26 protein-coding genes and 1 pseudogene are annotated in these 26,336 nt (G+C 69.9%); 19 read left to right on the top strand and 8 right to left on the bottom strand.

Annotation, left to right across the window (positions count from 1 at the left end):
* Window positions 1-84: 84 nt before the first annotated feature.
* Complete coding sequence (locus ACFQO7_RS20220; RefSeq protein WP_376807787.1) at window positions 85-381, bottom strand: hypothetical protein; 297 nt, start codon at window positions 379-381, stop codon at window positions 85-87.
* A 1,299-nt stretch (window positions 382-1,680) separates the two neighbouring features.
* Between ACFQO7_RS20220 and pdhA the strand changes: the two genes are divergently transcribed.
* The 6 genes and pseudogenes from pdhA to ACFQO7_RS20190 all read left to right on the top strand — a co-directional run bounded on the left by pdhA (window position 1,681) and on the right by ACFQO7_RS20190 (window position 8,875).
* Window positions 1,681-2,823 (top strand): pyruvate dehydrogenase (acetyl-transferring) E1 component subunit alpha, encoded by a 1,143-nt coding sequence (pdhA, locus tag ACFQO7_RS20215; RefSeq protein WP_376807786.1) that lies wholly within the window; start codon window positions 1,681-1,683, stop codon window positions 2,821-2,823.
* Window positions 2,820-3,809: an alpha-ketoacid dehydrogenase subunit beta gene (locus ACFQO7_RS20210; protein WP_376807794.1), complete on the top strand. Its 990-nt coding sequence runs from the start codon at window positions 2,820-2,822 to the stop codon at window positions 3,807-3,809. The genes pdhA and ACFQO7_RS20210 overlap by 4 nt, the downstream gene beginning before the upstream one ends.
* 92 nt (window positions 3,810-3,901) lie before the next feature.
* A complete protein-coding gene (locus tag ACFQO7_RS20205; protein WP_376807785.1) occupies window positions 3,902-5,350 on the top strand; it encodes a dihydrolipoamide acetyltransferase family protein in 1,449 nt (482 codons plus the stop codon).
* Window positions 5,351-5,420: 70 nt separating this feature from the next.
* Window positions 5,421-5,924: pseudogene (locus tag ACFQO7_RS20200) on the top strand (flavin reductase family protein); the annotation flags it as partial.
* Window positions 5,925-6,019: 95 nt separating this feature from the next.
* Window positions 6,020-7,495, top strand: coding sequence for an LCP family protein (locus ACFQO7_RS20195; protein ID WP_376807784.1), 1,476 nt, complete (start codon window positions 6,020-6,022; stop codon window positions 7,493-7,495).
* A gap of 123 nt (window positions 7,496-7,618) precedes the next feature.
* Window positions 7,619-8,875 carry an LCP family protein gene (locus ACFQO7_RS20190; RefSeq protein WP_376807783.1) on the top strand — a complete coding sequence of 419 codons (1,257 nt, stop codon included), beginning with the start codon at window positions 7,619-7,621 and terminating at the stop codon, window positions 8,873-8,875.
* Between the two features lie 146 nt (window positions 8,876-9,021).
* Here the strand turns inward: ACFQO7_RS20190 and ACFQO7_RS20185 are convergent, their stop codons facing one another.
* The 7 genes from ACFQO7_RS20185 to ACFQO7_RS20155 all read right to left on the bottom strand — a co-directional run bounded on the left by ACFQO7_RS20185 (window position 9,022) and on the right by ACFQO7_RS20155 (window position 15,041).
* Window positions 9,022-10,218, bottom strand: a complete 1,197-nt coding sequence (locus ACFQO7_RS20185) for an ABC transporter permease (RefSeq protein ID WP_376807782.1) — start codon at window positions 10,216-10,218, stop codon at window positions 9,022-9,024.
* Window positions 10,187-10,870: an ABC transporter ATP-binding protein gene (locus ACFQO7_RS20180; protein ID WP_376807781.1), complete on the bottom strand. Its 684-nt coding sequence runs from the start codon at window positions 10,868-10,870 to the stop codon at window positions 10,187-10,189. Before ACFQO7_RS20180 ends, ACFQO7_RS20185 begins: the two co-directional genes overlap by 32 nt.
* Window positions 10,863-12,017: an efflux RND transporter periplasmic adaptor subunit gene (locus ACFQO7_RS20175; protein ID WP_376807780.1), complete on the bottom strand. Its 1,155-nt coding sequence runs from the start codon at window positions 12,015-12,017 to the stop codon at window positions 10,863-10,865. Before ACFQO7_RS20175 ends, ACFQO7_RS20180 begins: the two co-directional genes overlap by 8 nt.
* 40 nt (window positions 12,018-12,057) lie before the next feature.
* Window positions 12,058-12,960: a hypothetical protein gene (locus ACFQO7_RS20170; RefSeq protein ID WP_376807779.1), complete on the bottom strand. Its 903-nt coding sequence runs from the start codon at window positions 12,958-12,960 to the stop codon at window positions 12,058-12,060.
* Window positions 12,961-13,908, bottom strand: coding sequence for a hypothetical protein (locus ACFQO7_RS20165; protein ID WP_376807778.1), 948 nt, complete (start codon window positions 13,906-13,908; stop codon window positions 12,961-12,963).
* Entirely contained in the window at window positions 13,902-14,378 is a 477-nt protein-coding gene (locus tag ACFQO7_RS20160; protein WP_376807777.1) for a peptidase inhibitor family I36 protein, read from the bottom strand. The genes ACFQO7_RS20165 and ACFQO7_RS20160 overlap by 7 nt, the downstream gene beginning before the upstream one ends.
* Window positions 14,379-14,561: 183 nt before the next feature.
* Window positions 14,562-15,041 (bottom strand): peptidase inhibitor family I36 protein, encoded by a 480-nt coding sequence (locus ACFQO7_RS20155; RefSeq protein WP_376807776.1) that lies wholly within the window; start codon window positions 15,039-15,041, stop codon window positions 14,562-14,564.
* Window positions 15,042-15,550: 509 nt separating this feature from the next.
* Here ACFQO7_RS20155 and ACFQO7_RS20150 point away from each other — a divergent pair.
* From ACFQO7_RS20150 to ACFQO7_RS20090, 13 genes are all read left to right on the top strand, one after another.
* The gene (locus ACFQO7_RS20150) at window positions 15,551-16,780 is read left to right on the top strand and encodes an LCP family protein (protein ID WP_376807775.1); all 1,230 of its coding nucleotides are present in this window, start codon (window positions 15,551-15,553) and stop codon (window positions 16,778-16,780) included.
* Window positions 16,781-17,129: 349 nt separating this feature from the next.
* On the top strand, window positions 17,130-18,092 hold the full coding sequence (locus ACFQO7_RS20145) for an LCP family protein (protein WP_376807774.1): 963 nt from the start codon (window positions 17,130-17,132) through the stop codon (window positions 18,090-18,092).
* Window positions 18,093-18,217: 125 nt separating this feature from the next.
* On the top strand, window positions 18,218-18,553 hold the full coding sequence (locus ACFQO7_RS20140) for a rhodanese-like domain-containing protein (protein ID WP_361049485.1): 336 nt from the start codon (window positions 18,218-18,220) through the stop codon (window positions 18,551-18,553).
* Between the two features lie 14 nt (window positions 18,554-18,567).
* Window positions 18,568-19,341: a glycerophosphodiester phosphodiesterase gene (locus ACFQO7_RS20135; RefSeq protein WP_361049557.1), complete on the top strand. Its 774-nt coding sequence runs from the start codon at window positions 18,568-18,570 to the stop codon at window positions 19,339-19,341.
* 61 nt (window positions 19,342-19,402) lie between these two features.
* Entirely contained in the window at window positions 19,403-20,626 is a 1,224-nt protein-coding gene (locus tag ACFQO7_RS20130) for a sensor histidine kinase (protein ID WP_376807773.1), read from the top strand.
* A complete protein-coding gene (locus ACFQO7_RS20125) occupies window positions 20,623-21,039 on the top strand; it encodes an ATP-binding protein (RefSeq protein ID WP_376807772.1) in 417 nt (138 codons plus the stop codon). The genes ACFQO7_RS20130 and ACFQO7_RS20125 overlap by 4 nt, the downstream gene beginning before the upstream one ends.
* Before the next feature lie 136 nt (window positions 21,040-21,175).
* Complete coding sequence (locus ACFQO7_RS20120) at window positions 21,176-22,063, top strand: DUF5926 family protein (protein ID WP_376807771.1); 888 nt, start codon at window positions 21,176-21,178, stop codon at window positions 22,061-22,063.
* Window positions 22,064-22,343: 280 nt separating this feature from the next.
* Complete coding sequence (locus tag ACFQO7_RS20115) at window positions 22,344-23,081, top strand: NERD domain-containing protein (protein ID WP_376807770.1); 738 nt, start codon at window positions 22,344-22,346, stop codon at window positions 23,079-23,081.
* An 11-nt stretch (window positions 23,082-23,092) separates the two neighbouring features.
* Window positions 23,093-23,521, top strand: coding sequence for a transcriptional regulator (locus ACFQO7_RS20110; RefSeq protein ID WP_376807769.1), 429 nt, complete (start codon window positions 23,093-23,095; stop codon window positions 23,519-23,521).
* Between the two features lie 37 nt (window positions 23,522-23,558).
* The gene (locus ACFQO7_RS20105; RefSeq protein ID WP_360523260.1) at window positions 23,559-24,074 is read left to right on the top strand and encodes a hypothetical protein; all 516 of its coding nucleotides are present in this window, start codon (window positions 23,559-23,561) and stop codon (window positions 24,072-24,074) included.
* 32 nt (window positions 24,075-24,106) lie between these two features.
* The gene (pheA, locus tag ACFQO7_RS20100; protein ID WP_376807768.1) at window positions 24,107-25,063 is read left to right on the top strand and encodes a prephenate dehydratase; all 957 of its coding nucleotides are present in this window, start codon (window positions 24,107-24,109) and stop codon (window positions 25,061-25,063) included.
* Window positions 25,064-25,066: 3 nt separating this feature from the next.
* On the top strand, window positions 25,067-25,420 hold the full coding sequence (locus tag ACFQO7_RS20095; RefSeq protein WP_376807767.1) for a metallopeptidase family protein: 354 nt from the start codon (window positions 25,067-25,069) through the stop codon (window positions 25,418-25,420).
* A 131-nt stretch (window positions 25,421-25,551) separates the two neighbouring features.
* Window positions 25,552-26,289, top strand: a complete 738-nt coding sequence (locus ACFQO7_RS20090; RefSeq protein WP_360523268.1) for an AIM24 family protein — start codon at window positions 25,552-25,554, stop codon at window positions 26,287-26,289.
* Window positions 26,290-26,336: the final 47 nt, after the last annotated feature.

Below are 26,336 nucleotides of genomic sequence, written 5' to 3'. Positions count from 1 at the left end.
TGAGTGCCCCTATGGGGGCGTCCAGCGTCCACAAAAACGAATCATGGTCGCATCCGCCGAAGGCGAGGCGATGGCGAGCCGCGGTCAGCGGGAGACGGAGCGGCCCTGCCCGTGCCGGCGCTCGGCTTTGACCTGCCCGCTGCGCTTGAGGCCTTTCTTACCGGCACGATGATCCTTCACCTTGCCGTGCCGCACCCCAGCCTTGCCATGCCGTACTTCGGCCTTGCCATGCCCAACCCCGGCCTTGCCGTGCCGCGCCCCGGCCACGGCGCGCCCGCCCACCGCCTGTCCCTGGCGGGTCTTAGTCCCGCCCAGGCGCGGTGCTTCGCGCTGCTCACCACTCCGTGCCGCAGGCCGGAGCCGCTGGCGTGGCTGCTCCACCGAGGCCGCGCGCCTCACCGAGGCCTGCCGTGACAGAGATGAGGTCCCCGTCGACGACACCGACGCCGCGTGTGGGGCGGCCGGCTTCGCCGACGCACGGCGCGGCACGACCCGGGCCGCCGCCGCAAGGTGCGACGACGCCGCAGGCCATGTCCGTCCAGGCCGCTCGCACGGCCCGCCACTTGGCCCGCCGGAACCACCGCCGGGCCAACCAGGCCAGCCTGCACCACCCGGACCGCCAGGTCCGCCAGGTCCGCCCGGCCGACCCGGCCCGTCCGAACCCGGCGGACGGCCGGGTCGATCCGGCCACCAGGGACCATCGGGATGCGTCGGCCCACCAGGGAAGGATGGCCCGCCCGGGAAGGTTGGCCCGCCGGGAAAGGAAGGTCCGCCGGGAAAGGAAGGTCCGCCGGGAAAGGACGGCCCGCCGGGGAACGAAGGCCCGCCTGGGGCGGGAGGGCCGCCGCCGGGGGTGGGGGGCTGGGCAGGCTCGCCGATAGGCGGGGCCGGGCGTTGCGGTACGGGCTTGGCCGGTCGCCAGATCGGGCGGATCGGCAGGATGACGGCCGGGCGACGGCGTTCGAGCACGGGTACGGCGACATCGTCGGACCGCTCGTCGTCGTCCTCGTCGTGCACCGCCGGTCCGCCGCGCTGGGCGAGTCCCGGGTCGTTCTGCGGGGCCGGCCGGACCGGGCGGTCGGGCAGCCGGAACGAGCCGTGAGCGAGATGGTCACCCGGCACCACGAACGGCTGCACCGGCCCGGCCAGGCGCTCGCCGAAGTCGGGGTCGACCCCGTCGACACCGGCCCGCAGCACGATCCAGGTCGGCACAGCGGTGATCCCGACCAGCAGCGCGACCAGCAGGCCGTGCCGTCGGGAGGGAGAACGACGGGCAGACGGGGCGACGGGGGTCCGGAACGCCGACGGCACCGCGGGGGGCGGGGGCGGCGAGCCGAAGAGGTCTTCCAGGAAATTGTCGTCGGGCATCGGAGTGCTCCTAGGGCACGGGGGAATTCGCCCAGAATGCCCCAACGACATCCATGATCCGGGTATTTGGGGTATTCCTAGGCCCAGGTTTTTTCCGCTACCGGTTGCCAATATCACCTGCCCGGCCTGTGACTGCCGCCACCGATACGGCAGTATGGGGGCCAGGCGGCAGAGTGGCCGTGGTCACCGCGTACTCCGGACTCACTACTGCCGCAGCCAGGCGTCTTCGCCCCACGAGGGACACGACGTGGCGCCACCGATGCGCGGCAGACACACCCCGTCGCCGACGCACCACTGACAGGGAGAACACGGATGACCAAAGTCGAGCGCGCGGCCTCCCGCCGCGGCGGCAAGCGCTCGGGGCCCCCCGAGCCGGAGTTCGTACAGCTCCTCACCCCCGAGGGTGACCGAGTCTCACACCCCGACTACTCCGTCGACTTCACCGACGACGAGCTGCGCGGGCTATACCGCGACCTGGTCACGGTGCGCAAGCTCGACGCCGAGGCGACCGCTCTGCAGCGCCAGGGTGAGCTGGGCATCTGGGCCAGCCTGCTGGGCCAGGAGGCGGCGCAGGTCGGCTCCGGCCGCGCGCTGCGCAAGCAGGACATGGCCTTCCCGACGTACCGGGAGCACGGCGTCCTCTACTGCCGCAACATCGACCCGATCATGCCGCTGGGCCTGTTCCGGGGCGTGGACCAGGGCGGCTGGGACCCGGTGGCACACCGGTTCAACATGTACACGATCGTCATCGGCGCGCAGACGCTGCACGCGACCGGCTACGCCATGGGTGTCGTCAAGGACGGCAAGGTCGGCGACGACGACGAGACCAGCGAGGCCGTCATCGCCTACTTCGGCGACGGCGCGACCAGCCAGGGCGATGTCAACGAGGCGTTCATCTTCGGCAGCGTGTACAACGCGCCGATCGTGTTCTTCTGCCAGAACAACCAGTACGCGATCTCCGAGCCGCTGGAGCGCCAGACCCGCATCCCGCTGTACCAGCGCGCGGCCGGCTTCGGCTTCCCCGGCATCCGGGTCGACGGCAACGACGTGCTGGCGACGTACGCGGTGACCCGCGCGGCGCTGGACAACGCCCGCCACGGCCAGGGCCCGACCCTGATCGAGGCGTACACCTACCGCATGGGCGCGCACACCACCTCCGACGACCCGACCCGCTACCGCGTGGCCAGCGAGGTCGAGGCGTGGCAGGCCAAGGACCCGGTCGTGCGTATGCGCAAGCTGCTGGAGAAGCAGGGCATCGCCGACGAGGCGTTCTTCGCCGCCGTCGACGAGCAGGCCAAGGTCGAGGCGGTGGCGCTGCGCGAGCGCGTGCTGTCGATGCCCGACCCGGACCCGGCGACCATGTTCGACCACGTCTACCCCAACGGCTCGCCGCTGATCGACAAGCAGCGCGCCGAGTTCGAGACCTACCACGCCTCGTTCGAGGGGAGCCACTGATCATGGAGACGCTTACCCTCGGCAAGTCGCTCAACCTGGGCCTGCGCCGCGCGATGGAGGACGACAGCAAGGTCCTCATCATGGGCGAGGACGTCGGCAAGCTCGGCGGCGTGTTCCGCATCACCGACGGCCTGCAGAAGGACTTCGGCGACGACCGCGTCATCGACACCCCGCTGGCCGAGGCCGGCATCGTCGGCACCGCGATCGGCCTGGCGCTGCGCGGCTACCGCCCGGTCGTCGAGATCCAGTTCGACGGCTTCGTGTACCCGGCGTACGACCAGATCGTGTGCCAGGTGGCGAAGTTCCACTACCGGTCCCGGGGCAAGGTCAGCCTGCCCATGGTCATCCGGATCCCGTTCGGCGGCGGCATCGGCGCGGTCGAGCACCACTCGGAGTCGCCCGAGGCGTACTTCTCGCACACCGCCGGCCTCAAGGTCGTGGCGTGCAGCAACCCGTCCGACGCGTACTGGATGATCCAGCAGGCCATCGCCAGCGACGACCCGATCATCTTCTTCGAGCCGAAGCGCCGCTACTGGGAGAAGGGCGAGGTCGACACGGCCGCGCCGCTGTCGGCGGCGTACCCGCTGCACAGCTCCCGGGTGCTGCGCTCGGGCACCGACGCGACGCTGCTGGCGTACGGCCCGATGGTGCGCACCTGCCTGGACGCCGCGACCGCGGCGGCCGAGGACGGCCGCAACCTGGAGGTCATCGACCTGCGCTCGCTGTCCCCGCTGGACATGGCCCCGGTGTTCGAGTCGGTCCGCAAGACCGGCCGGGCCGTGGTCGTGCACGAGGCCCCGGGCAACATCGGCCTGGGCGCCGAGGTCGCGGCCCGGATCTCCGAGGAGTGCTTCTACTCCCTGGAGGCCCCGGTGCTGCGGGTGACCGGCTACGACATCCCCTACCCGGCCTCCCGGGTGGAGGAGGAGTTCCTGCCCGACCTGGACCGCGTGCTCGAGGCCGTCGACCGTTCCTTCGGGTTCTGAGGGGGCTGACACATGAGTGAGCGAAGCGAACGAATCATGATGCAGCGTGATCACGGGTCCCGCGGCGGAAGCTCGCGAAGCGAGGTTCCGACGTGGGTGTGAACCAGTTCCCCCTGCCCGACCTCGGTGAGGGTCTCACCGAGGGCGAGATCCTCAAGTGGCTCGTCGCCGAGGGCGACGTCATCGAGCTGAACCAGCCCATCGTCGAGGTGGAGACCGCGAAGGCGGCGGTCGAGATCCCGGCGAAGTGGGCCGGCACCGTCGTGAAGATCTTCGTGCCGGAGGGCACGGTGGTCGAGGTCGGCTCCCCGATCATCTCGATCGACACCGGCGGCCCGTCCGCGCCGGTCGTCGACGACATGTCCCAGGGTGCCGCCGCCCAGGCCGAGAAGGCCGCGGGCGAGGAGGCCACCGGCGGGCTGATCGGCGAGACCACGGCATCGGGCCGCACGGCGGTGCTGGTCGGCTACGGCCCCCGGGTCACCGCCGCCAAGCGCCGCGCCCGCAAGGGCGACGCTCCCGCGGCTCCGGCCCCGGCGGTTTCGGCCCCCGCGCCGGTCCCGGCCGTGCCCGCACCGGCGGCGCAGGCTGCTCCCGCGGCCCGGGTCGCTCCGGCGGTCCCGGCCCCGTCCGTGTCCCCGGCGGCTCCGGCCGCCAACGGGCACGGCGTGCTGGCCAAGCCGCCGGTCCGGATGCTGGCCCGCACGCTCGGCGTGGACCTGTCCACGCTGACGGGCACCGGCCCGCAGGGCTCGATCACCCGGGACGACGTGCAGGCCGCGCTGGCGGCCCCGGCCGCCGCCGCGCCGCGCGCGCAGGTGGTCATGGTCCCCGGCGAGCGCGAGACCCGTGTCCCCATCAAGGGGGTACGCAAGCTGACCGCGGCCAACATGGTCGCCTCGGCCTTCACGGCTCCGCACGTCACCGAGTTCCTGACGGTCGACATGACGCGGTCGATGAAGGCGCTGGAGCGGCTGAAGGCCGACCGGGAGTGGCGTGACGTGCGCGTCTCGCCGCTGCTGCTGGTCGCCAAGGCGGTGCTGCTGGCGGCGAAGCGCCACCCGATGGTCAACTCGTCGTGGGACGAGGCGGCGCAGGAGATCGTGGTCAAGGACTACGTGAACCTGGGCATCGCGGCGGCCACCGAGCGCGGCCTCATCGTGCCGAACATCGCCGACGCGGGGCGGCTGTCCCTGCGGGAGCTGGCCGACGCGATGACCGACCTGGTGGCGACGGCGAAGTCGGGCAAGACGCCGCCGTCGGCGATGTCCGGCGGCACGTTCACGATCACCAACGTGGGCGTGTTCGGCGTGGACACCGGCACCCCGATCCTGCCCCCGGGCGAGGCCGCGATCCTGGCCTTCGGCGCGGTGCGGGAGACCCCGTGGGCGCACAAGGGCAAGGTCAAGCTGCGCCAGGTCACCACGCTGGGCCTGTCGTTCGACCACCGCGTCATCGACGGCGAGCTGGGCTCGAAGTTCCTCCGGGACATCGGCGCCTTCCTGCACGACCCCGAGGCGACGCTGCTCGCCTGGACGTGATCCGATGGGAAGGGCACCTTCACAACGCTCCGCGTTGTGAAGGTGCCCTTCCTTCATGCGAGGAGTGAGGGCCGTGATCCATGACACTGATCCGTTCGCGACCCCGGAATCGGAGCGTAGTGAGGTGCGCCGGTTGCGGGGGCGGTTCGGGATGACGGTGTGCCTGTGGACCGCGCCGGGGCCGGCGGGACTGACGGTGTCGTCGACGCTGGTGGCCGACGGGGACCCGGGGCGGCTGCTGGGCATCGTCGACGACGAGTCGGAGCTGTGGCCGGCGATCGAGCGGGCGGGCGTGTTCGCGGTGACGCCGCTCGGCGAGGCGCACCGGCAGCTGGCCGACCGCTTCGCCGGGCTGATGCCCGCGCCGGGCGGGCTGTTCAGGCAGGAGCCGTGGACCGAGACGCCGTACGGGCCGATCCCGGCGGGCACGACGACCTGGGCGGGCTGCCGGCTCGACGGCTCGCGGCCGTTCGGCTGGGGGCTACTGGTCGAGGCGAGCCTGGTGGAGATCACGCTCGGTGACGCCGTGCCGCCGCTGCTGCACCATCGTGGCAGGTACACGACACTGTCGTGATCAAGGCGGATCGGGAGGCAACCACCCTGTGAGCTGCCGCGCCACGATCATCACGTACCGGGGGGTTGTCGCAGACGCCTCGTAGGCTGGTTCTCATGTCCCAGCAGACGCCTGACGAACCCGAGGCCACCCCCCAGGCTGGGGACGCCGGTGTCGAGGACGCGTCCTCGACCTCACCGGCGAAGCCCGCACAGCGCCCGACCGGCCGGGCATCGGTCGGCCGCGCCTCGGTGACTCCCCCTCCGGGCGGTTTCGCCAATCTCCCCACCGGCCCGTACCCGTCGGTCGGCGGATCGTCGGGCGACGAGAAGAACAAGCCGGCCGCGCGCGTCTACGGCCGCGCCACCGCCGGCTCGCCGGACGACAAGCCGGCGGATGACAAGGCGGCGGGCCGCGGTTCCGCCGCGCGGGCGACCAGCGGGCGGGCCTCGGTGCCGGCCACGCCGTCGGGCGCGGCCCGGGTGTCGTCCTCCTCGTCGCGCGGGCGCGGCAACGGAGGCTCGGCGCGGGTGCCGGTCTCCGGCACCGGGAACACGTACGGCTCCGCGAAGAAGAAGGTCCAGCCCAAATGGGGCCGGATCGCGCTGGTGGCGCTGATCGCGCTGGCGCTGTGCGGCGGCCTCGGCCTGGGCGGCGCGTGGCTCTACGCCAAGAGCGTCGAGGGCGACCTGTCCCGCACCGACCCGTTCAGCGCGCTCACCGGCGGCCGGCCGCCCAAGACGGTCAACGGCAGCCAGAACATCCTGCTGGTGGGCAGTGACTCGCGGGACCCGGACGCGCCCACCGACCAGGGCGGGCAGTGGCGCACCGACACCATGATCATCATGCACATCCCGTCCTCCCAGGACCGCGCGTACCTCATCTCGCTGCCCCGGGACCTGCACGTCTACATCCCGAAGGACGCGGCGCAGGCCGACTGCGGCACGCGCAAGGCGAAGCTGAACGCCGCGTACGCCTTCGGTGGCATGCCGCTGCTGGTGAAGACGGTCGAGTGCTACAGCTCGGTGCGCATGGACCACGTGATGCTGATCGACTTCGGCGGCTTCACCGAGGTGGTCGACGCGATCGGCGGCGTGGACATGAAGATCGAAAAGACGATCACCTCGATCCACAAGCCCAAGCGCACCTTCACCAAGGGCACCATGCACCTCAACGGCGCCGAGGCGCTGGACTACGTACGCCAGCGCAAGCAGTTCCCGGACGGCGACTTCGCCCGGATGCGCCACCAGCAGCAGCTGCTCAAGGCATTGCTGGACAAGGCCGCCAGCGGCGGCATCCTGACCAGCCCCGGCAAGCTCAACGACTTCCTCGGCGCGGTCACCAGCGCGGTCACCGTCGACCAGGACTTCAAGCTGATCGACATGGCGATCCAGTTCCGCGGCATCCGCAGCGACGACCTGGTCTTCCTGACCAGCCCGCACCTGGGCAGCCAGATGGTCGGCGGGGAGAGCGTGGTCGTCTCGGACAAGCCGAAGGCCATCGCGCTCTACGAGGCGGTCGGCAAGGACCAGATGAAGCAGTGGTACGAGACCAACGTCAGCCCGCCACCGTCACCATCTGTCAATAATTAGCAATGAAAATTCGCCGCAAATCGGTCTAAATACATCTGATCTGGTCTATGCAGCCTCGCGGTTCCGTAGGCCGAGCTATTACAGTGGCTCGGTCTACGGTCAACCAGACCCCCGGGGGAACGCGTGGCGAACAAGCAGCGGCGAGGCGGCGCCAAGAACACGGTGCCCAGCCAGCGGAGCCGCCGACCCGCGGACGCCTACGACGACGAACCCTCCGGCCGGAAGAACGGCCACTCGCTCAACAAGGGCAAGGGCAAGAAGAAGTCCAAGCGCACCGCCCCCCTCTGGGCGAAGCTGACGCTGACCTTCGGCGCCCTGCTGATGATGGTGGCCGGCGGCGCGATCGTCGGCGTCAAGTCGTTCGAAGGCCAGCTCACGGACAACGTCGCCGTGGTCGACGTGCTGGGCGACGCCGGCAAGACCGACACCGGCCCCAAGGGCAGCGACCTCAAGGGCGCGATCGACATGCTGCTGCTCGGCATCGACGTGCGCGCGACCCAGGAGAAGGACAACGCCCGCGCGGACACGGTCCTGCTGCTGCACATCCCGGCCACGCACGACCAGGCGTACCTGATGTCGATCCCGCGTGACACCCAGGTCTCCATCCCGGCCAACCCCAAGACCAAGTACAGCGGCGGCACCAACAAGATCAATGCGGCCTTCTATTTCGGCGCCCAGAACGGCGGCGGCTGGGCCGGTGGCTTGGGCCTGACCGCGAAGACGGTCACCAAGCTGACCGGCATCACGTTCGACGGTGCCGCCGTCATCGACTTCGGCGGCTTCAAGAAGATCATCGACGCCCTGGGCACGGTGAACGTCTGCGTCGAGGAAGACACCAAGTCCAGCCACTACTTCATGATCGACGGCAAGCCGAAGTACGTCTCCGGCTCGGGCAACGACAACCTGGCGGTGGAGCGCAGGCTCGGCCTGCTCGGCAAGGAGTACCTGCACAAGAAGGGCTGCCGGGAGAAGCCGGGCTGGGAGGCCCTGGACTACTCCCGTATCCGCAAGTCCCTCGACGACGGCGACTACGGCCGCCAGCGCCACCAGCAGCAGCTGATCAAGGCGATGGCGAAGAAGGCCGGCTCCAGCGGTGTGCTGACCGATCTCGGCAAGGTCAACGCCCTGATGAAGGCCGTGGGCGAGTCCATGATCCTGGACACGCACGGCGTCCCACTGATCGACTTCATGTTCTCCCTGAAGGACCTGGCCGGCGCCGACCTCGTGCTGCTGAAGACGAACGCGGGCTGGTACAACAGCTCCGGCAGCGGCGGCGAGGCGCTCAGCTCCAACACGATGCAGATGTTCCGAGCTGCCAAGAATGACCAGCTCGGGCAATTCGCACTGCTCAACCCAGAGTTCGTGAACAGGGAGAAGTGACGGCGCCGCCACCTCACGGTGACCACGCGACGCGCTGAACCAGAGGAGTCGCGGGGGCCGGCATCGACAGATGACCGGCCCGGGAGAGTGGACGACATGACGAGGCCCCGGTGCTGTCTGGACTCGCCTCGACCGCCTCGCCCCGGTCAGGACGCTCGCAGCGATGCCGCCGGTTCGACCCGGCTAGCCTTCCACGCCGGGTAGACCCCGGCCGCAGTGCCGACCAGGAGGCCCAGCAACGGCCCGCCTCCGAGCAGGACCGGATCGAGCACGACCACCCATTGCTTCACGAGAGCCACCGCGACAGCGGCGTCGACTGCCACGACCGTACCGAGAATTCCGCCGACCAGACCGAGTAAGCCTGATTCGACGAGGAACTGCCCGGCCACGGCAGATCTCGAGGCGCCGATCGCCCTCCGCAACCCGATCTCCGGCCGGCGTTCCAAGACCGATACCAGCGTCGTGTTCGAGACGCCCAGTGCTCCGATGACCAACGACACGAGCGCCAGACCCAGAAACAGCGCCCGCGTGTCATCCTCGACACCCTCACGGAAGGTACGCAGGTCCGGCGGCACGAGCGCCTCCAGCGCACCGGGATCGGCGGGATACAGCGCCAGCCGGGCTTCGCCTGCGACCTGGTCGGCTGCGCCGAGAGCGGTTTGCACCACCACCATGGGCTGTCCGAACAGCGGCTGTTCGGGGCTGTCATGAAGGCAGCGCTGGTAAGGCATGATCACTGCTGCGGTCATCCGGGCCTCACCGACCGGGGCCTCGTAGACCCCGATCACGCTGACCGGTGCTCCGTCCACATAGATGAGCTGTCCAGGCTGCGACACACCCAGAGCTTGAGCGGCCACCGTATCCACGACCACGACCTGATCAGCGCGGGTGCCGTGTCCCTCATCGAAGAATCGGCCGGAGACCGGCGCGACCCGCAGCGCGCTGAACGCGCTCGGCTGAGCCGCCAGCAGGCCGATCCGCGTCGGCACGCCGGTGGCATGCTGTGGCGTCACGGCCGTGGCACGGTGCTCGTCGCGTGCCGCCTCACAGATCAGCCCAGCCGCCTCGACCCCGTTGAGTCTGGTCACATTCTTGATCACACCCGTGTCGGGCCTGATCACGCGCTCCGGCCAGCGCAGCGTGACGCTCGTGGCACGGGTCGCGTCGAACTTGTCAGAGATCGCCCCGGACGCGGTAGCCGTGACAGCCAGCGTGGCGATGGTCGCCGCGACTCCGAGGCCGACACCGGCCGCGGTCAGGAACGATCGACCTCGCCTGCCGACGATTGCGTGCCATGCCTGCGCGAAGACGTCACGCGGACTGGTGTGAGCCGCAGCGGCCATCGCGTACCTCCACCCAGCGGTCAGCAGCGTCACGGACCTGCTGATCGTGCGTGATCACCACGACCGCACGGCCCGGCGTGGCCAATTCCCGAAGCAGTTCCAGGACCGTAGCGGTGTTCTCGCTGTCGAGGTTGCCCGTGGGCTCGTCGCAGAGCAGTAGTGTCGGATCGTGGACTATCGCCCGAGCGACCGCGACACGCTGCTGCTCACCACCTGACAGCGTGCCCGGCCGGGCAGTGAGCCGGTGCGCCAGGCCGACCCGGCCCAGGGCCTCCTCGGCCAGGTGTCCGCGGAGGTCACGAGGGACACCCTGATGCACCAGCGGCAGCATGACATTGCGCATGCAGTCCATGTGAGGAACCAGATGGAAGGCCTGAAAGACGAAACCGATAGCGCGGGCCCGAGCATGGGTGCGTTCACGTTCGGTCAAGCTGGTGACATCGTGCCCGCCCAGCCGGAGCACGCCCGAGGTCGGCTTGTCGAGCAGACCGACGATGTTGAGCAGGGTCGACTTACCGGAGCCCGAGGCACCCACCACCGCGACCATCTCTCCGCCCTTGACAGACAGGCTCGCGTCGCGCAGTGCGTGCACCTCGGGCGGGCCGGCGAAGACGCGGGACAGGCCCACCGCCTCGAGCACGGACTCAGCCATGCCCGGCGACGACCACCAGGTCGTTCTCCATGAGTTCGCCGGTGACCGCAGCCTCGCCTAGGACACTGAGCAGCACTGTCACCGGCACCTGCGTGCCTCGGCCGTCCTTGAACAGGGTGACATGGACCGCGCCGTCAGCGCCGGTCCACAGCGCCGAAACCGGCACGATCAGGCTGTTCTCGGCGCTGCGGGCACGGGACACACGCACAGATTGTGCGGTACCCGGTTCCAGAACCGGCGCGCCTTCCACGACGAACAATCCCTCGCGATAGGCGGGGCGTTCACCGACGGCGGGCCGCTCCCGGATCTCCAGCAGGCTGGTTCTGCGGTCCTGCATCGGACCGGCACCGAAGGTCACCTCAGGCCTGCCTGCGCTGAGCGCACGCTCGCCGGCAGCATCGAGCAGGGCGGTGACTCGCCAGGGGCCCGAGGCAAGCGAGGCGACCGTGCCGGCCGCCACTGCACCGACTTTGGCAGAAAGAGCGGCGACCTGTGCCGGAAGCGTAGGCACAAATGCGATCTCTCCGGCCGGCAGCACCACCCGCCGCACGGTGACCGCCGCGCCGACGGCGGGTGACTGTGCCGGAAGGGGCGTGGACCCTTCCGGCAGGGCGGCATCGCGGGTCACCGGCGTGTAACCGGCCCGCTGATACAACTGCCGCAGATCGCGCTCGGTGCGACTATCGAAGATCGAGGTCTGCGGTGTGCCATAGCGGGGTCGCAGCGCCTCCTGCAACTGCCTGACATCGGGACCCGTGTCGCCACGCTGTAGGTCGCGGAAGGCTGGGAACTGGCCGGGCAGCACGATCAACGGCCGGCCCGACACCTCCATCAACACGTCACCGGAGCGCACCTGGCCGCCGATGGCGACCTTCAACTTGGTGACAACAATCTTGCTCGCGCCCTCCACCGCTGCGGGCGCGGCGACGTCTGTCGTGACGGCGCGTTCCAGCACACCGTCCAGCACCGTCTCGTCGAGCAGCTGTCCCCGCCGCACCGGCACCGTCACCGCGGACTGCGGCGGTGCCGCCGCTTGCGCCGCACGCTGACCCGGTGTGCGGGCGAGGCTGGCCGCGTACACCGCCGTGCCGGTAGCCGCCAACAGCCCGGCCGAACCACCGGCGACCAGCAGTTGACGTCGATTCATGTCTTCCCTCCAGCCGAGAAGCCTGTCACACCACGCACGACTACGCCGGGCCGGCCAGCTTTCGAGCGGCGTCGAGCGCGCCGCGCATCATCTCGCGGTAGGTGTCGAGGTCGCTCTTACGCGCGCTGTCGAGGCCCGCCCGAACCTCGGCGTGTACCTCCTCGGCAGTCCGGATCAGTGCCGTGGTCTGGGCACACTCGGCTTCGAGCTTCGCCAGTGCCATCTCCAGTTCCCTGGCCTCCGTGCGTGGCTTCAGTGAGTATTCGCGCGACACCTGTTCACGCAGCGCCATCGGTTCGGCGACGTGCTGTCCCCTGCCTGCCATGCACGCGCGCCAGCCGGCCAGCGCTTTCAGGTACCGGGCGTCCTTGAGCACGGTCGGGGCGATTTCCGCGTCGATGTTGCGCCAGGACGTGTCGAGCCGCAACCAATCGGACAGCGACCCGAACAGCTTCGTACGGGCCTCCGCGAGGCAACCCTTCGAAGCCATGCTGGCGGTCATTCCGTTGGCCAAGGTGACCGTGATCCGGTCCTGCTCGGTGCCGTGATATGCGGTGTCGTACTCCCGCCAGCGCTCCTTGGGCAACGAATGCAGGTAGCGGGTGTTGGGATCCTCCGGCGTCATGTCCGGTGCCGAGCGACGCTCCCCGATGCCGTATCCGTGCGCCGTGACCCACGTGACGTCGGCGATGCCGTAAAGCTGATCGGGTTCGGTGTTCTTCTGAACTCGCAGGCGCCACTGCGCCCAGAACGGGAATCCGCGGGCCACCATGCATTCTCCGGCCAGCGTCGACTCGGCCCACTCGAGCCAGACGGTGTCGTCGACATCTGCCGTGGGCATACCGTCGACCTGCGTCAGTCTGACTTCCTCGGTCGCGCTGTCCGAGGACGTACAGCCGCCGACGAGCATCACGCCGATGAAGGCGCAGACAAACTTGCGCATCTATTTTCCGCCCAATTCCTGCTGAACCCGGACGAGACACTCACGAAGCTGCGCGGCATACGCGACGAGCTGCGGCTCGATCCGCCGGCGTGCCTGATCGACCAGTAGCGCCCACTGCGCCGACACGGTCTCGCGCACCTGGTGTTCGTCCGCGCACCGGGCGTCCGCAACGGCCAACGTCCGCTCTTTCATCCGCGCCTCGGCAAGTGGCCACGGGCCGCCCTTGGGCACCGGCACACCTGGGCGGCTCCCGACCGGGTCGAAGAAGTACTGCGCGTATGCGGCGGCGTCACCCGGCTGCTCGAACCGTGGATATCCCGCCTTGGCCACGCACAGCGCCCAAGCCTCGCGGGCCTTGCGTACCTCCGGCACTGCGGCCAGCATCTCCTCAGTCGGCAGGTGCTGGTAGGTCGGGTTGCGAGGGCCGCGCTGTGTGGTGCCGTAAGCCGCGGTGAGCACCGCGCCCCGGCAACCTCCGTCCTGCCCGGTGCCGTTGGCACCGGGGGTCGCCGCGGCATCCCCCGATCCCGTCAACTCCCGTTCATACCGGCGCTGCTCCTCAAGCGACTGCTCGTACCACGCACCCGTCGGCTGGGGCTCGACATCGTGGCCACGCTGCTCGACGCGACCCGCGATGCCGTAGCCGTCGCGCTCGGCATCCGCCGACGACGGCGACGAGTAGATGTCGAGCATGACGAAACCGGGGTCCATGCGGGGCTCCCTGGGCAGCAGCACGGTGAAGCCCTTGCCCAGCATGCATCTGTCCTCGAGCTTACCGATGGCGTCGTCGAGCTCCTGCCGTAGCCGCCCGACCTCACGAAAGGCATCGCCGTCGACGACCGGCGCCGATCCCGTCGGCTGCGCCTGCGGGGGTTCGGAGGTTGAGGTGGTGCCGCACGCGGCCGTCGCCAGAGCGACGGCCGCGAGCATGGTGCCGAACTTCAGCACGAGCTACGCCAGACGTGGGCCGAGGGGAGGTTGGCCATGCCGTACGACGAGCCGTACTTGATCTGCACACCGTTCTGGACGCACATGCTGACGCCACTGCCACCCGCGTACTGGTAGACCTGGACGTCATTGTTGAAGGACGGCGTGCCGTGGTTCCACCACGACTCGGCGTTGTTGTTGATGTCGTATCCGCTGAACGTATTCGGAACGTCCGTGGCAGCCCAGTCCCACTTGTCGTTGTAGAAGCCGATGCCCTGACTCGTCAGATTCGTGCTGATGTAGGCGCAGAAGTACCCGGTGTCGCAGTACCCTTCCTCGCTCGCTCCGACGTCCTGCACCGACCACAGCTTGATGTATGCGGGCGCCGCGCTGACCGGCGCCGCCGTCGCGAACACCAGACCGACCGATGACGCCACTGCGAGAGCCACTCCCGCAAGCCGTGCGCCAGCCTTCTTGCTGATGACCGTCATTCCCCGTCCCTCCACTGGCCGAGCCGCGCCGATCGAGCCCCTCCCGGCCGGTCGCGCTCGAGCAGTCGCGATATTAGCCTCCACCTGATCTTCGTGGGGGGCGTCGTTTCTGGATCCGGATGCACCGGACGTCCATCCGGGGACGCCGTCGGAGACGACGCCCCCGCAACACTTCCGGCCCTGTCAGCAGGCGCTGCGCCAGACGTGGGCCGACGGAAGGTTCGCCATCCCGTACGAGGAGGCCATCCCGATCTGCACACCGTTCTGCACGCACATGCTCACGCCGCTGCCACCGGCGTACTGATAGACCTGCACGTCATTGTTGTAAGACGGGGTGCCGTGATTCCACCACGACTCCGCGTTGTTGTTGATCGACTCGGTGCCGCCCCAGATCTTCGGTACGTCGGTGGCCGCCCAGTCCCACTTGTCGTTGTAGAAGCCGATGCCGTACTGATCGAGCCACGGCTTGGTGTAAGCGCAGAAGTACCCCGTGTCGCAGTAACCGTTGTCACTCGAACCCACGTCCTGGGCGGCATACAGGTGGATGTACGCCGGAGCTGCGCTGGCCGGCGCGGCCGTGGTCACCACAAGTCCGACCGAACCCGCGACAGCGAGCACCGCACTGGCCAACCGGACTCTGCCTCGCTTGCCGATGATTGCCATTCCCCGTCCTTTCATAGCCCGAGCAGCGCAGATCGAGCCTTTCTCGATCTAGTCGCGTTCGGACGAACGAGATGGTAGTCCCTGACCCAGCGTCACGGGGGGCCTCAGATCGTCGGTCACGGAAGCCGCCACTCGCTGAAATTCAGGAGGTTCGGCGAACCCATGCCGTAGCAGCAAGCCGACTATGAACCTGCCTAAATCCCCTGAATACAGGTAAAACATCTGATCTCATCATTGCTCGCAATCGCCGAGGCCAACCAACTACAGTGGCTCGGTCGAAGGCGATCCAGACCCTCGGGGGGAGGCATGGCGGACGTGTCACAGCGAACAGTGCACGGAGCACCGTGCCCGGCTAGCGGCCGACCCCGCAGCGGTGGCCAAGGCGGCCGTTGTCGCCGAAGCCGACGACCCTCGATCAATTCGCGCGGCCAGCCTGGTGTTCGGTCTGAGGGTCAAATGACCGCGCCCGTCAAGGCGACCACACCCACGCAGCGGACCTGGGGAGTCACGTGGCAACATCGACAATCGATCAAGAAGAGCAACGAGGCATCGTGTCACCACGGCGCCCCCCTCGAGGGCGCGGCGGCGGCACACCGGCCACCAAGTCCTCGAAGCGCAAGAAGAAACGTGGCGCGCCGCTGTCCGCCAAGTTGGCGGTCACCTTCGGCGCGCTGCTGATGATGATCTCCGGTGGTGCGCTCGTCGGGATCAAGACCATCGTCGGCAACCTGGAGGGCAACATCCAGGTATCGGAGAGCACCGAACTGGTGGACCCCGAGACCTCGGCCGCCCCGGCCGCCCCGGCGGGCAAGGCCTTCGACGGCGCGTTCAACATCCTGCTGCTGGGCATTGACACGCGCGCCAGCCAGAAGGCGACGGACGCCCGCTCCGACACCATCCTCATCCTTCACGTGTCGAAGAACCACGATCAGGCCTACCTGATGTCGGTGCCGCGGGATGTGAACATCCCTGGTTCGCAGCAGCGCATCAACGGCGCGTTCACGAACGGGTTGGACAGCAAGGGCGACTGGCGGGGCGGGCTGAAGTCCGCGGCCAAGGCGATCAGCAAGCTGACCGGCGGCATGGTGTTCCAGGCGGCGGCGGTCATCGATTTCGGCGGCTTCAAGACGTTCATCGACGCGCTGGGCACGGTGCCCATGTGTGTGGAAGCTCCGACCAAGTCGATCCACAACTTCGTGGTCAAGGGCAAGCCGAAGTACATCGGCGGCATCGCCGACGAGCACGAGGCCGACAGCTACGCCCGACGCACGGGTAACCAGCGCTACCTGCACAAGCCCGGCTGCCGGGAGATGGCCGGCTGGGAGGCGCTGGACTACGCGCGCCAGCGCTACCTGCCGGACGGTTCCGGCGACTACGGCCGCCAGCGCCATCAGCAGCAGTTGATCAAGGCGATGGCGAAGAAGGCCGGCTCGGCGGGTGTGCTCACCGACTTCGGCAAGGTCAACCAGTTGATCGCCGCGGTGGGCAAGTCGATGCTGCTCAGCCTGCCTAAGGGGATGGGCGTCACGGACTTTCTGTTCACCATGAAGGACATGGCCGGCGCCGACCTCGTGCTGCTCAAGACCAACTCGGGCACCTACGAGAGCATCGTCGTCAACGGCAAATACCAGGGCGAAGCGCTCGACAAGACGACCAAGGACATGTTCCGCGCTGCGAAGAATGACAAGTTGGGCAACTTCGTACTTATCCACCCAGAGGTCGTCAACAACGAGAAGTAATTTCGGAATCAACGCCTTCCGGAGTGAGCGGTCCATACGCTGAGGATGAGGATTTCCCACTCCGGGAGGCGGCATGGCCAGCTCCGCGTGGCATACCGGCGACGGCAGGAGGGATAAGTCCCGGGCCACCGGCCTTGGCTGGCCCTCCCCGGCGGCGGCACCACCGGGGCCCGGCTCGCCACGCTCAGGCCTCGGCTGGCCGGAGAGCCCTCGGGCCGGCCAAAAGGTCCGGGCAGGCAGGAGCACCCGGCGAGCCGGCAACGGCCATCGCGCCGACCGCGCCCGCTCCGACGAGTCGCCGCGCCGCCGGCGCTGGCCACAGGCGCTGGTCGCGGTCCTGGTAGGGCTGGTGATACTCGCCGGTGGCGGCCTGGTCGCCGGGCAGGCGCTGGTGCACCGCTACGAGTCGAGCGTGAGCCGTGACGTGCTGCTCGACCCGCGCGCCCGGGACATGGCCGACTCGCAGGTCGGCTGGCGCCGGCTCACCGGCCCGCTCAACTACCTGCTCATCGGATCCGACCTGCGGGAGTCCAACCCGGGAGCGGGGCAGCGCTCGGACACCATCCTGGTCGTCCAGGTGGACCGCGACCTGAACCACGCCTACGTCATCTCGATCCCGCGCGATCTGCGGGTGGAGATCCCCGAGGTGGGCGGCACCTCGTTCGGCGGGGCGCGGCAGCGCATCAACGCGGCGTTCGAGGCCGGCGGGGGCGGCAGCGGCGGCGTACAGCTGCTGTCGGCCACCCTGACCGCGCTCACCGGGATGCGCTTCGACGGCGCGGCAGTGGTCGACTTCGGCGGCTTCACCCAGGTCATCGACAGCCTCGGCGGGGTGAACATGTGCGTGGACACCGAGGTGCGCTCGATCCACACCAAGCGCCTGTTCACGGTCGGCTGCCGCGAGATGAACGGGGCCGAGGCGCTGGACTACTCCCGGCAGCGGTACGGCCTGCCGAACGGCGACTACGACCGGCAGCGCCACCAGCAGCAACTGGTCAAAGCGATCCTGAGCAAGGCGCTGGACAGCGGGGTGACCCGCAACCCGCTCAAGCTCGACCAGTTCATCCGCGGCATCGGGCAGTCGCTCACCCTCGACACCGGCGAGGCGACGCTGACCGACCTGCTCGTCGCGCTCCGCAACATCCGCCCGGACTCGCTCACCGGCATCCGGGTGCCCTCCTACCCGCAGAGCATCGGCGGTGTGTCGTACGTGCTGCTGCAGGACGGGGCCGAGGACCTGTTCCGGGCCATGCGCGACGCCGATCTGGGCGCCTGGGTGCAGCAGCACCCGGAATGGGTCAACGCGATCTGACTGCAATATGCGGAGCCCGCTCCGCGGCCTTAATCGGTCGTCCAGCCTCCGCTGCGCTCCGGCCGGACACCGAGCGGCCGCTCCGACGGGCTCCTGGGAGGTGCAAGACCCTTACACTTGCAGGCGTGTTCGCTGCGCAGATCCCCACCGCCACCGTCGCCGAGGTGCCCGCCGACGCTTTCCTGCTCGACGTCCGCGAGGACGACGAGTGGGCCGCCGGCCACGCCCCCGCGGCTGTCCACCTGCCCATGATGCAGATCCCGGCCCGCATGGCCGAGGTTCCGCAGGACCGCGAGGTCTACGTGCTCTGCCGGGTGGGCGGCCGTTCCGGCCAGGTCGTGTCGTATCTGCGCCAGCAGGGCTGGGACAACGTCACCAACGTCGACGGCGGCATGATGGGCTGGGCCGCCGCCGGCCGCCCGGTCGTCGCCGACGAGGGCCGGTCGCCGCAGATCATCTAGCCGTGAGCGAGCGTATGAGCCCCACCCCCGACCCGACCCCGCTGGTCTTCGCGCATCGCGGCTCGTCGGCTGCCCTACCCGAGCACACGCTGGGGGCGTACGCGCGCGCGCTGCGCGAGGGCGCCGACGGCATCGAGTGCGACGTGCGGCTGACCCGCGACGGTCATCTCGTGTGCGTGCACGACCGGCGCCTGGACCGGGTCAGCGACGGGCGGGGGCCGGTGGCCGCGTACACGCTGGCCCAGTTGCGGGCCCTCGACTTCGGCTCGTGGCACCCCAGCGGGCAGCCGGCCGGGGTGCTGACGCTGGAGGAGCTGCTCGACACGGCGCGCCAGGCCGGGCGGCCCGTGCGGATGCTGATCGAGACAAAGCACCCCAACCGGTACGGCAAGGCCGTGGAGTACCGGTTGCGGGCCGTGCTGAACCGGCACGGCCTGACCAGCACGTCGGCGTCCGCGCCGGTGCGGGTGACGGTGATGTCGTTCTCGCCGCTGGCGGTGCGCCGCTCGCGCGAGCTGCTGCCGTCGCTGCCCACCGTGCAGCTGATGGACCTGCTGCCACCGGGCCTGCGCATCCGGCGGCTGCCGTTCGGCACCCGCATCGCGGGCCCCGGCCTGGAACTGGTGCGCCGCAGGCCGGATCTGGTGCGGCGGCTCAAGGCCGGCGGCCAGCAGGTGTACGTGTGGACCGTCAACGCGACCGACGACGTGGACCTGCTGCTCAAGCTCGGTGTCGACGGCATCATCACGGACCGCCCGGCCGAGGTGCTGGCACACCTCGGTCGTTGAATCATCACTGATCGGTCACGAGCCCTGGCGCGTCGCTGTTCCGGCAGGCAGGATCCTGCATGTGGAGGTGGCGTACCGCGAGCTGACGTTGGGTATCGCCGCGCTCTTCAACGATCCGGTCAGCGGCCGCGGCGGCCTGCCCGCCCTCGACCGCCTGCTGCACCTCGGCCAGTACGCGCTGGGCGTGCCCGGAATGGCGCTCTCGGAACTGCACACCACCGGCGGAGCCGGCCGGGTGATCGCCGCGACCGGCACCGCCGACTGGGCGCTGGGCCGGCCGGTCCAGCCTGAGGTGGTCACCGCCGTCCTGCGTCCCGGGCCGACGACCTACCGCGTGGAGCTGGGCGCGGTCGACGACGAGGCCTCGGACCAGATGTCCTCGCTGGGCAGCCGCTGGATCCTGCTGCACCGGATCGACCTCGTCGGCCGCCCGCCCGCCCTGCTGGGCGCGTTCATGCCCGACGACCGGCCGGCCGACGCCGACCAGCTCGCGGTGATGGCGCTGCTCGGGGCGACCGTCGGCCGCCTCTACAGCGAGCGGGCCGGGCTGCCGGTGCAGAGCACCGGCGACGATCTGGCCGATCGCGAGCTGTTCATCGCCGTCACCAGCCACGAGCTGCGCACCCCGGTCACCGTCATCAAGGGGTACGCGGACACGCTGCGCGACCACTGGAGCCAGCTCGACGACAAGGCGCGCCGGGAGGCGGCCCGGGTGATCGGCCAGCGCAGCGACGAGCTGGCCCGGCTGGTCGACCGGCTGCTGGCCGCGAGCACCGACACGGCGGTCGGCACGCTGTCACCGGGCCCCTTCGATCTCGTCGAAGCGCTTCGCCATGCCGCGACGAACCTGCCGGCCGATCTGCGCCGCCGGTTCCGCCTGGAGCTGCCGGAGCGCCTGCCGCTGGCCTACGGGGACCGCGCCACCATCCCGAACGTGCTCACCGAGCTGGCCACCAACGCCGACAAGTACTCGGCCCGGGAGGAGACCGTGGTGCTGTCCGCCGGCAACGACCGGCGCACGGTCTACTTCCAGATACTCGATCGGGGGATAGGGATCGCCCCCGAGCAGGCTCATCAAGTGTTCGAGCGGTTCTGGCAGGCGGACAGCGGCGACGGACGGCGGTACGGTGGTGCCGGTCTGGGTCTTTATCTCGTCCGAAAGACTATTGAACGACAAAACGGATGGGTGTCCTTACGTCCCCGGGATGGGGGAGGTACGGTCGCAGAGGTACGGCTGCCGCGAGGTGACGTCAAGAGGGATGCACATGCATCCGGGGAGGCATGATCGTGTCGATGGCTGTCGCTGAGCGGGCCTGGTGCGTGGTGGTCCCCCACCACGCCCGCGGCGCGCAGCAGGCACGACACCGCCTCGCCGCGGCCCTCGCCGACGCGGTCACCCCGAACCTGCTCGCCGACGTGGTCTCGGTCGCCGCCGAGCTGGTCGGCAACGCCGTACGTCACGCGGAGCCGCTGCCGGGCGGGGTCGTCCGGCTGGCCTGGCGGTTGCGGATCGTCGAGTCGAAGCAGGTCATCGAGGTGCGCGTGACCGACGGCGGCGCCCAGGGGCTGCCCCGTCCGCGCGCCGCCGGCGCCGAGGATCCGGACGGCCGCGGCCTCACCATCGTCGATGCGCTCGCGGTCCGGTGGGGTGTCGAGCGGGACGGTCTCGGGCAGAGCGTCTGGGCGGAACTAAGCTGACCCGGTGATCCCACGCCGACCGCCCGCAGCGCGATTCACATGCTCCGGGCAGGGCTGCGCCGAGCAGCCGTGGCGAACGAACTGAGCGAACCATGCGCCTGGGACACGACTGTGACGAGCGGAGCGAGGAGCAGCCGTGAGCAAGAAGAATCGCCTGGACAAGAAGCAGCAGGCGAAGGAGCAGAAGCAGCCGAAGGTGCGCGACGTCTTCGTGGCCCGCCCGTTCGCGGGGCTGGCCGCCGAGACCGAGCTGGTGGCGCTGCGCGAGCTGGTGCCCGCGGCGACCGCGCCGCTCACCCTGGCCCCGGAGTACGCCGAGAAGTACGGCGACCGCCAGATCACGCTGGCGACCATTCTCCCGATGGCCTGGCCCGCGCTGACCAAGACGGACGGGCGCATCCTGCTCGGGCTGCAGCGGCACGAGCGCTCCGGCGACGTGAACCGCGACCTGGCCGTGGCACTGCTGTGCGCGCTCGAGGGCGAGCCCGGCGCGCCGGTGAACGTGCCGCCGCTGCCGGGTGAGGGTCCGCGCCTGGGCGACCTGCTGGTCGACGCACCGCTGGACATCACGGTGCACGAGGGCTTCGACTTCTGGCTCGACGCGGACCAGGAGCGCGACGCCGAGGTGTCGGCGTCGCTGGACGCCGCCAACGCCTCGGTCTACCCCACCGTGCGGATGGCGGCGGCGCCGGCCGCGTACTGGTGCCGGGTGCCGGAGAAGGCCCACGTGCGCTGGGTGCTGGCGGACAGCGAGGACGTGGCGCTCAACGCGCTGGCCCGGCTGAGCGCGGCGGGCGAGCTGAAGCTGACCGACGAGACCAAGTTCGCCGGCATGTTCCGGGCGCACGGCCTGCTCGTCCCGGTGTGGGACCTGCCGTCGGCCCCCGAGGCCGGCGCGTGGGAGGAGTCGCTGGCCGCGGTCGCGGCGCGATACGCCGCGGCGAAGGCGGTCGACGAGCCGCTCACCGCCGACCAGCGTCGGGCCCGGCAGGGTCTGCTCGGCCGCCAGCTGACCCTGCGCTGACCTGCCTTTTCACGCATTCTCCGCTGCGCCCGTGCTGCTCCGGCAACACGGGCGCAGCCGTGTCTCAGGCACGCTCACCGCACGGCGGCCCGGCACGTGAGAATCTCGACGGCGCGCGGCGACAGACCTGCCGCGTGAGCCCCAGGGAATGAAGCTGAACCGGACATTCATCCATTCATTCTTGCTGAGTGCCCGATTTGCCCCCTGACACATCGATGAGCGAACACGTACGGTAAGGGACACCTAACTCAATGCGTGTCGTTCCACCCGGAGGCACCCCATGACCGTCTACCCCGATCGTGCGCCCTTCCTGCGCCCGACCTTCGGACGCTCCCCCAGCCTGCCGGTGCCGTCAGGACCAGACACCGCCCCGCCCCCCGGTTCCCCGATGGACTGGGCCCGTCGCCGCCGTGCCGACCGAGCAGTCCGGCGCATGTCGGCCGCCGAGGATCGCGCGGTGCACCGCCTCGGTCGCGACTGGCACGTCATCGAGTGGCCGCACGCATTGCTGACCAGCCAGGCCGCGCAGGCCGGCACGGCCAAACCGCAGCAGCCCTCCAACGCCGGCTTCCTCGCCATCGGCCCGGGTGGCATCTTCAGCGTCTCGATCGCGCAGCACGGCCGCAGCCGGGTGCTCATCGCCGGCGACGTGGTGCAGATCAGCGGACGCCGGCCGCCGTACATCTCGCAGGCCCGGCGCGACGCCAAGCGCGCCGCCAAGGCCATCTCCGCGGCGATCGGGCAGGACATCAAGGTGTTCGCCGTGCTCGCGTTCGTCGGCAGCGGGCCGATCAGCGTCAACGGCCTGCCCAAGGAATGCATCGTCACGTCGTACCGGGAGCTCGACAAGGTGCTCGACTCCACCGGTCGGCGGATCACCGGAACCACGGCCGAGAAGCTGTCCCAGGTGGCCCGCAACCCCGCGATCTGGGTCAACCAGCCATACGCCGCGGGCAGCGGTTACACGTGGCATCCGGAAGGCGCGACCCCCGGTGACAAGGGCACTGCACGCGGGTAACGTGAGCAGCGATGACCCACATCGAGCTCTCCCTCTCCCCGTTGGAGCCGATCGCCGTCGACCCGCTGCACAGCTGGTCGGTCCCGGTTTCCTCGGCCGAGGAGTCGTGTTTGGTCATCGACGCCGCGGGCGTGATCGTCGCCGCCTCCTCGTCCTGGGTCCGGCTGCTCTCCGTGGAGCACCACACCGAGCTGGCCGGGCGGGACGTGCGCGAGGTGCTGTGCCTGATCGACTTCACCGCCGCCGGCAACGAGCTGGGTGAAGCAGAGCGCGAGCAGATCCCCCCACTGCTCGCGCTCACCTCCAAACGACCCGCACGCGGACTGCTGCGAGTGCGCGGACCCCAGGACACGCCCAGCCGCACCCTCGACGCCGTCGCGACCCCGCTGTGGCAGAGCGGGCAGGTCGTCGGCTCACTCAGCTTCTTCGCGGCGGTATGACCGCGGGTAGGGCGACCACGCGCTAATCTCGTTGCCCATGCCCCTGCGTCCAACCCGTCCGTCCAACCCGGCCCTCCCGCTCGCCACCGCGTGCCTGGTCGGCGCGGCTCTGCTCAGCGGTTGCGGAGTTCCGCCCGAACTGCAGCCCAAGCCCGGCGGCACCGTGCCGCAGCCGTCCGTGTCACCCAGTGCGGTGACGCTGCCGCCCAGCTTCAGCCTGCCGCCGTCGGCCCCGCCCAGCAGCCCCGGCCCCTTCCCCGAGCTGACCGTCACCGACTGCCAGGGCCGGCCCAGCGGCGACCAGATCATCGCCGCGGTGCGCCGCAAGTCGTCGATCCTGCCCGGCTCGGGCACGGTCACCGTGACCAGGCCCCCGGTCTGCGCCGGAACCTGGCAGTACACCGTGCTCACCGTGGCCGGCCGCGAACCCCTGCAGGTCGTCACGAAGGGCGCGCCCACCTCGCTCGACCTGGTCACCGCGGGCACCGACATCTGCACCGTCGAGGTGCGCAACTTCGCCCCACCCGGCATCCGCATCACCGCCGGCTGCTGAAAAGCCCTGACCGCTGAAAGTAAGCTGATCTCATGCCTGGAGTGCCGCCGACTCGTTTCGTCTATCTCGGTCCGGAGAGCACCTTCACCGAGCAGGCGCTGCTCACCATTCCGGCTGCCGGCAGAGGCATCCGGACGCCCGCCCGGAGCGTGCCCGAGGCGCTGGAGGCCGTGCGGGCCGGCGACGCCGACGCGGCGCTGGTCCCGTGGGAGAACTCCATCGGCGGCGCCGTCGGCGTGACCCTGGACGAGCTGGTCGACGGCGACCCGCTGGTGATCACCCGTGAGGTGGTCATCCCGGTGCAGTTCGTGCTGGCCGTCCGCTCCGGCACCACGCTGGACGCAGTGCGGTCGATCGCGGCGCACCCGCAGGCGTCCACGCAGTGCCGCGGCTGGCTGCGGGCGTACGCGCCGGACGCGACCGTGATCGACGTGCTGTCCAACGGGGCCGCCGCGGCCGGGGTCGCCGCGGGCGACTTCGACGCCGCGATCTGCGCCCCGATCGCCATCCAGCGCTTCGGCCTGCACCAGCTCGCTGACAAGATCGCCGATCACCCGGACGCCGCGACCCGGTTCGTCCTGCTGTCGCGGCCCGGCACGCCGCCGGAGCCGACCGGCAACGACCTCACCTCCCTGGCCGTCTGGATCTCCCACGACCGGGTCGGAGCACTGCTCGCCGTGCTGACCGAGCTGGCCGTACGCGGCGTGAACCTGACCCGGATCGAGTCCCGCCCCACCGGCGAGCGCCTCGGCCGGTACGTCTTCTTCCTCGACTGCACCGGCCATGTGGCCGAGGCGCGGGTGGGCGAGGCGCTGCAGGGACTGCGCCGCATCTGCGCCGGGGTGCGTTTCCTCGGCTCGTACCCCCGGGCGGGCCTGCCCGGCGCGGCGCCGGAGCGGCCGGTGCCGCCGCCGCCGGGCCTGTCCGACCCGGACTACACCGACGCCGCCGCCTGGCTGGGCCGGCTGCGCCGGGGCGAGCTGGCCTGAGCCATGCCTGTCGAGATGAGCCGGGAACGCTTCGAGGAGCTGGTCGCCGACGCCCTCGACGAGGTCCCGCAGGAGCTGCTCAACCTGATGCGCAACGTCGTCATCCTGGTGGAGGACGAATCGCCGCCGGGCGGGCCGGAGTTGCTCGGCCTGTACGAGGGCCACGCGCTCACCGCCCGCGGCTGGGACTACGCCGGGGTGCTGCCCGACCGGATCACCATCTACCGGCACCCGATCCTGCGCATCTGCGACACCGACGACGACGTCGTCGAGGAGGTCGCGGTCACCGTGGTGCACGAGATCGCCCACCACTTCGGCATCGACGACGACCGCCTGCACGAACTGGGCTGGGGTTGAGAAACCCCCGCGGGTTTCCCCGATCTTCACCCTGACCTTCGCCACTGAGTCACCAACACGACTTTCATACTTGTGCAGGTCAACTACGCTCGGTGCGTTTCTCCGCCCCCGTTTGTATGGAGGATGACGACATGCAGAGCGCACTCTTCGCTGCCGAGAACCTGGAGAAGGAGTCCACGACTCCCGGTCTGACGCTGCAGAACTCGAAGATGCTGAAGATCGAGCTCAACGGCGAGGTCATGGCGCGCACCGGCGCGATGGTTGCCTACCAGGGCCAGGTGCAGTTCCAGGCGCTCGGCTCCGGTGGCGCGGCCAAGTGGCTCAAGAGCAAGATCACCGGTGAGGGCGTGCCGCTGATGAAGCTGACCGGCCGCGGTGACGTGTTCCTGGCCGACCGGGCCGCCGACGTGCACCTGATCGACCTCGGTCCCGGTGACGCCCTCAGCGTCAACGGCACCAACGTGCTGGCCTTCGAGTCGACGCTGAACTACGACATCAAGATGGTCCAGGGCATGGGCATGTTCTCCGCGGCAGGCCTGTTCAACTGCGTGTTCACGGGCCAGGGCCGGATCGCGATCACCACCAAGGGCACCCCGGTCGTGCTGACCGTGGACGCGCCCACCTACGCCGACCCCCAGGCGGCGATCTGCTGGTCGGCCAACCTGCAGACCGGCTACCACCGCGCCGAGCAGCTGGGCATCGGCACGCTGCTGGGCCGCAGCACCGGTGAGGCCTTCACCATGAGCTTCCAGGGCCAGGGCTTCGTCGTGGTGCAGCCGTCCGAGGAGCCCCCGGCGGGCATCGCCGGTGGCAGCGGCGGCGGCCAGCAGCAGCAGGGCGGACTGCTGGGCGGACTGCTCGGTCAGTGACCCCGGCGCAGGTCCGGTGACGGCAGGCCCCTCCCCTGTGGAGGGGC

The organism is Catellatospora aurea (genome assembly GCF_042663325.1).
Taxonomy (GTDB): Bacteria; Actinomycetota; Actinomycetes; order Mycobacteriales; family Micromonosporaceae; genus Catellatospora; species Catellatospora aurea.
This window is presented reverse-complemented; position numbering and strand designations above follow the sequence as displayed.

Coding starts and splice junctions, on each gene's coding strand:
- pdhA (WP_376807786.1), top strand. CDS start 1,681: ATGACCAAAGTCGAGCGCGCGGCCTCCCGCCGCGGCGGCAAGCGCTCG.
- ACFQO7_RS20195 (WP_376807784.1), top strand. CDS start 6,020: ATGTCCCAGCAGACGCCTGACGAACCCGAGGCCACCCCCCAGGCTGGG.
- ACFQO7_RS20185 (WP_376807782.1), bottom strand. CDS start 10,218: ATGGCCGCTGCGGCTCACACCAGTCCGCGTGACGTCTTCGCGCAGGCA.
- ACFQO7_RS20180 (WP_376807781.1), bottom strand. CDS start 10,870: ATGGCTGAGTCCGTGCTCGAGGCGGTGGGCCTGTCCCGCGTCTTCGCC.
- ACFQO7_RS20175 (WP_376807780.1), bottom strand. CDS start 12,017: ATGAATCGACGTCAACTGCTGGTCGCCGGTGGTTCGGCCGGGCTGTTG.
- ACFQO7_RS20170 (WP_376807779.1), bottom strand. CDS start 12,960: ATGCGCAAGTTTGTCTGCGCCTTCATCGGCGTGATGCTCGTCGGCGGC.
- ACFQO7_RS20160 (WP_376807777.1), bottom strand. CDS start 14,378: ATGACGGTCATCAGCAAGAAGGCTGGCGCACGGCTTGCGGGAGTGGCT.
- ACFQO7_RS20155 (WP_376807776.1), bottom strand. CDS start 15,041: ATGGCAATCATCGGCAAGCGAGGCAGAGTCCGGTTGGCCAGTGCGGTG.
- ACFQO7_RS20135 (WP_361049557.1), top strand. CDS start 18,568: ATGAGCCCCACCCCCGACCCGACCCCGCTGGTCTTCGCGCATCGCGGC.
- ACFQO7_RS20125 (WP_376807772.1), top strand. CDS start 20,623: ATGATCGTGTCGATGGCTGTCGCTGAGCGGGCCTGGTGCGTGGTGGTC.
- ACFQO7_RS20115 (WP_376807770.1), top strand. CDS start 22,344: ATGACCGTCTACCCCGATCGTGCGCCCTTCCTGCGCCCGACCTTCGGA.
- ACFQO7_RS20110 (WP_376807769.1), top strand. CDS start 23,093: ATGACCCACATCGAGCTCTCCCTCTCCCCGTTGGAGCCGATCGCCGTC.
- ACFQO7_RS20105 (WP_360523260.1), top strand. CDS start 23,559: ATGCCCCTGCGTCCAACCCGTCCGTCCAACCCGGCCCTCCCGCTCGCC.
- pheA (WP_376807768.1), top strand. CDS start 24,107: ATGCCTGGAGTGCCGCCGACTCGTTTCGTCTATCTCGGTCCGGAGAGC.
- ACFQO7_RS20095 (WP_376807767.1), top strand. CDS start 25,067: ATGCCTGTCGAGATGAGCCGGGAACGCTTCGAGGAGCTGGTCGCCGAC.
- ACFQO7_RS20090 (WP_360523268.1), top strand. CDS start 25,552: ATGCAGAGCGCACTCTTCGCTGCCGAGAACCTGGAGAAGGAGTCCACG.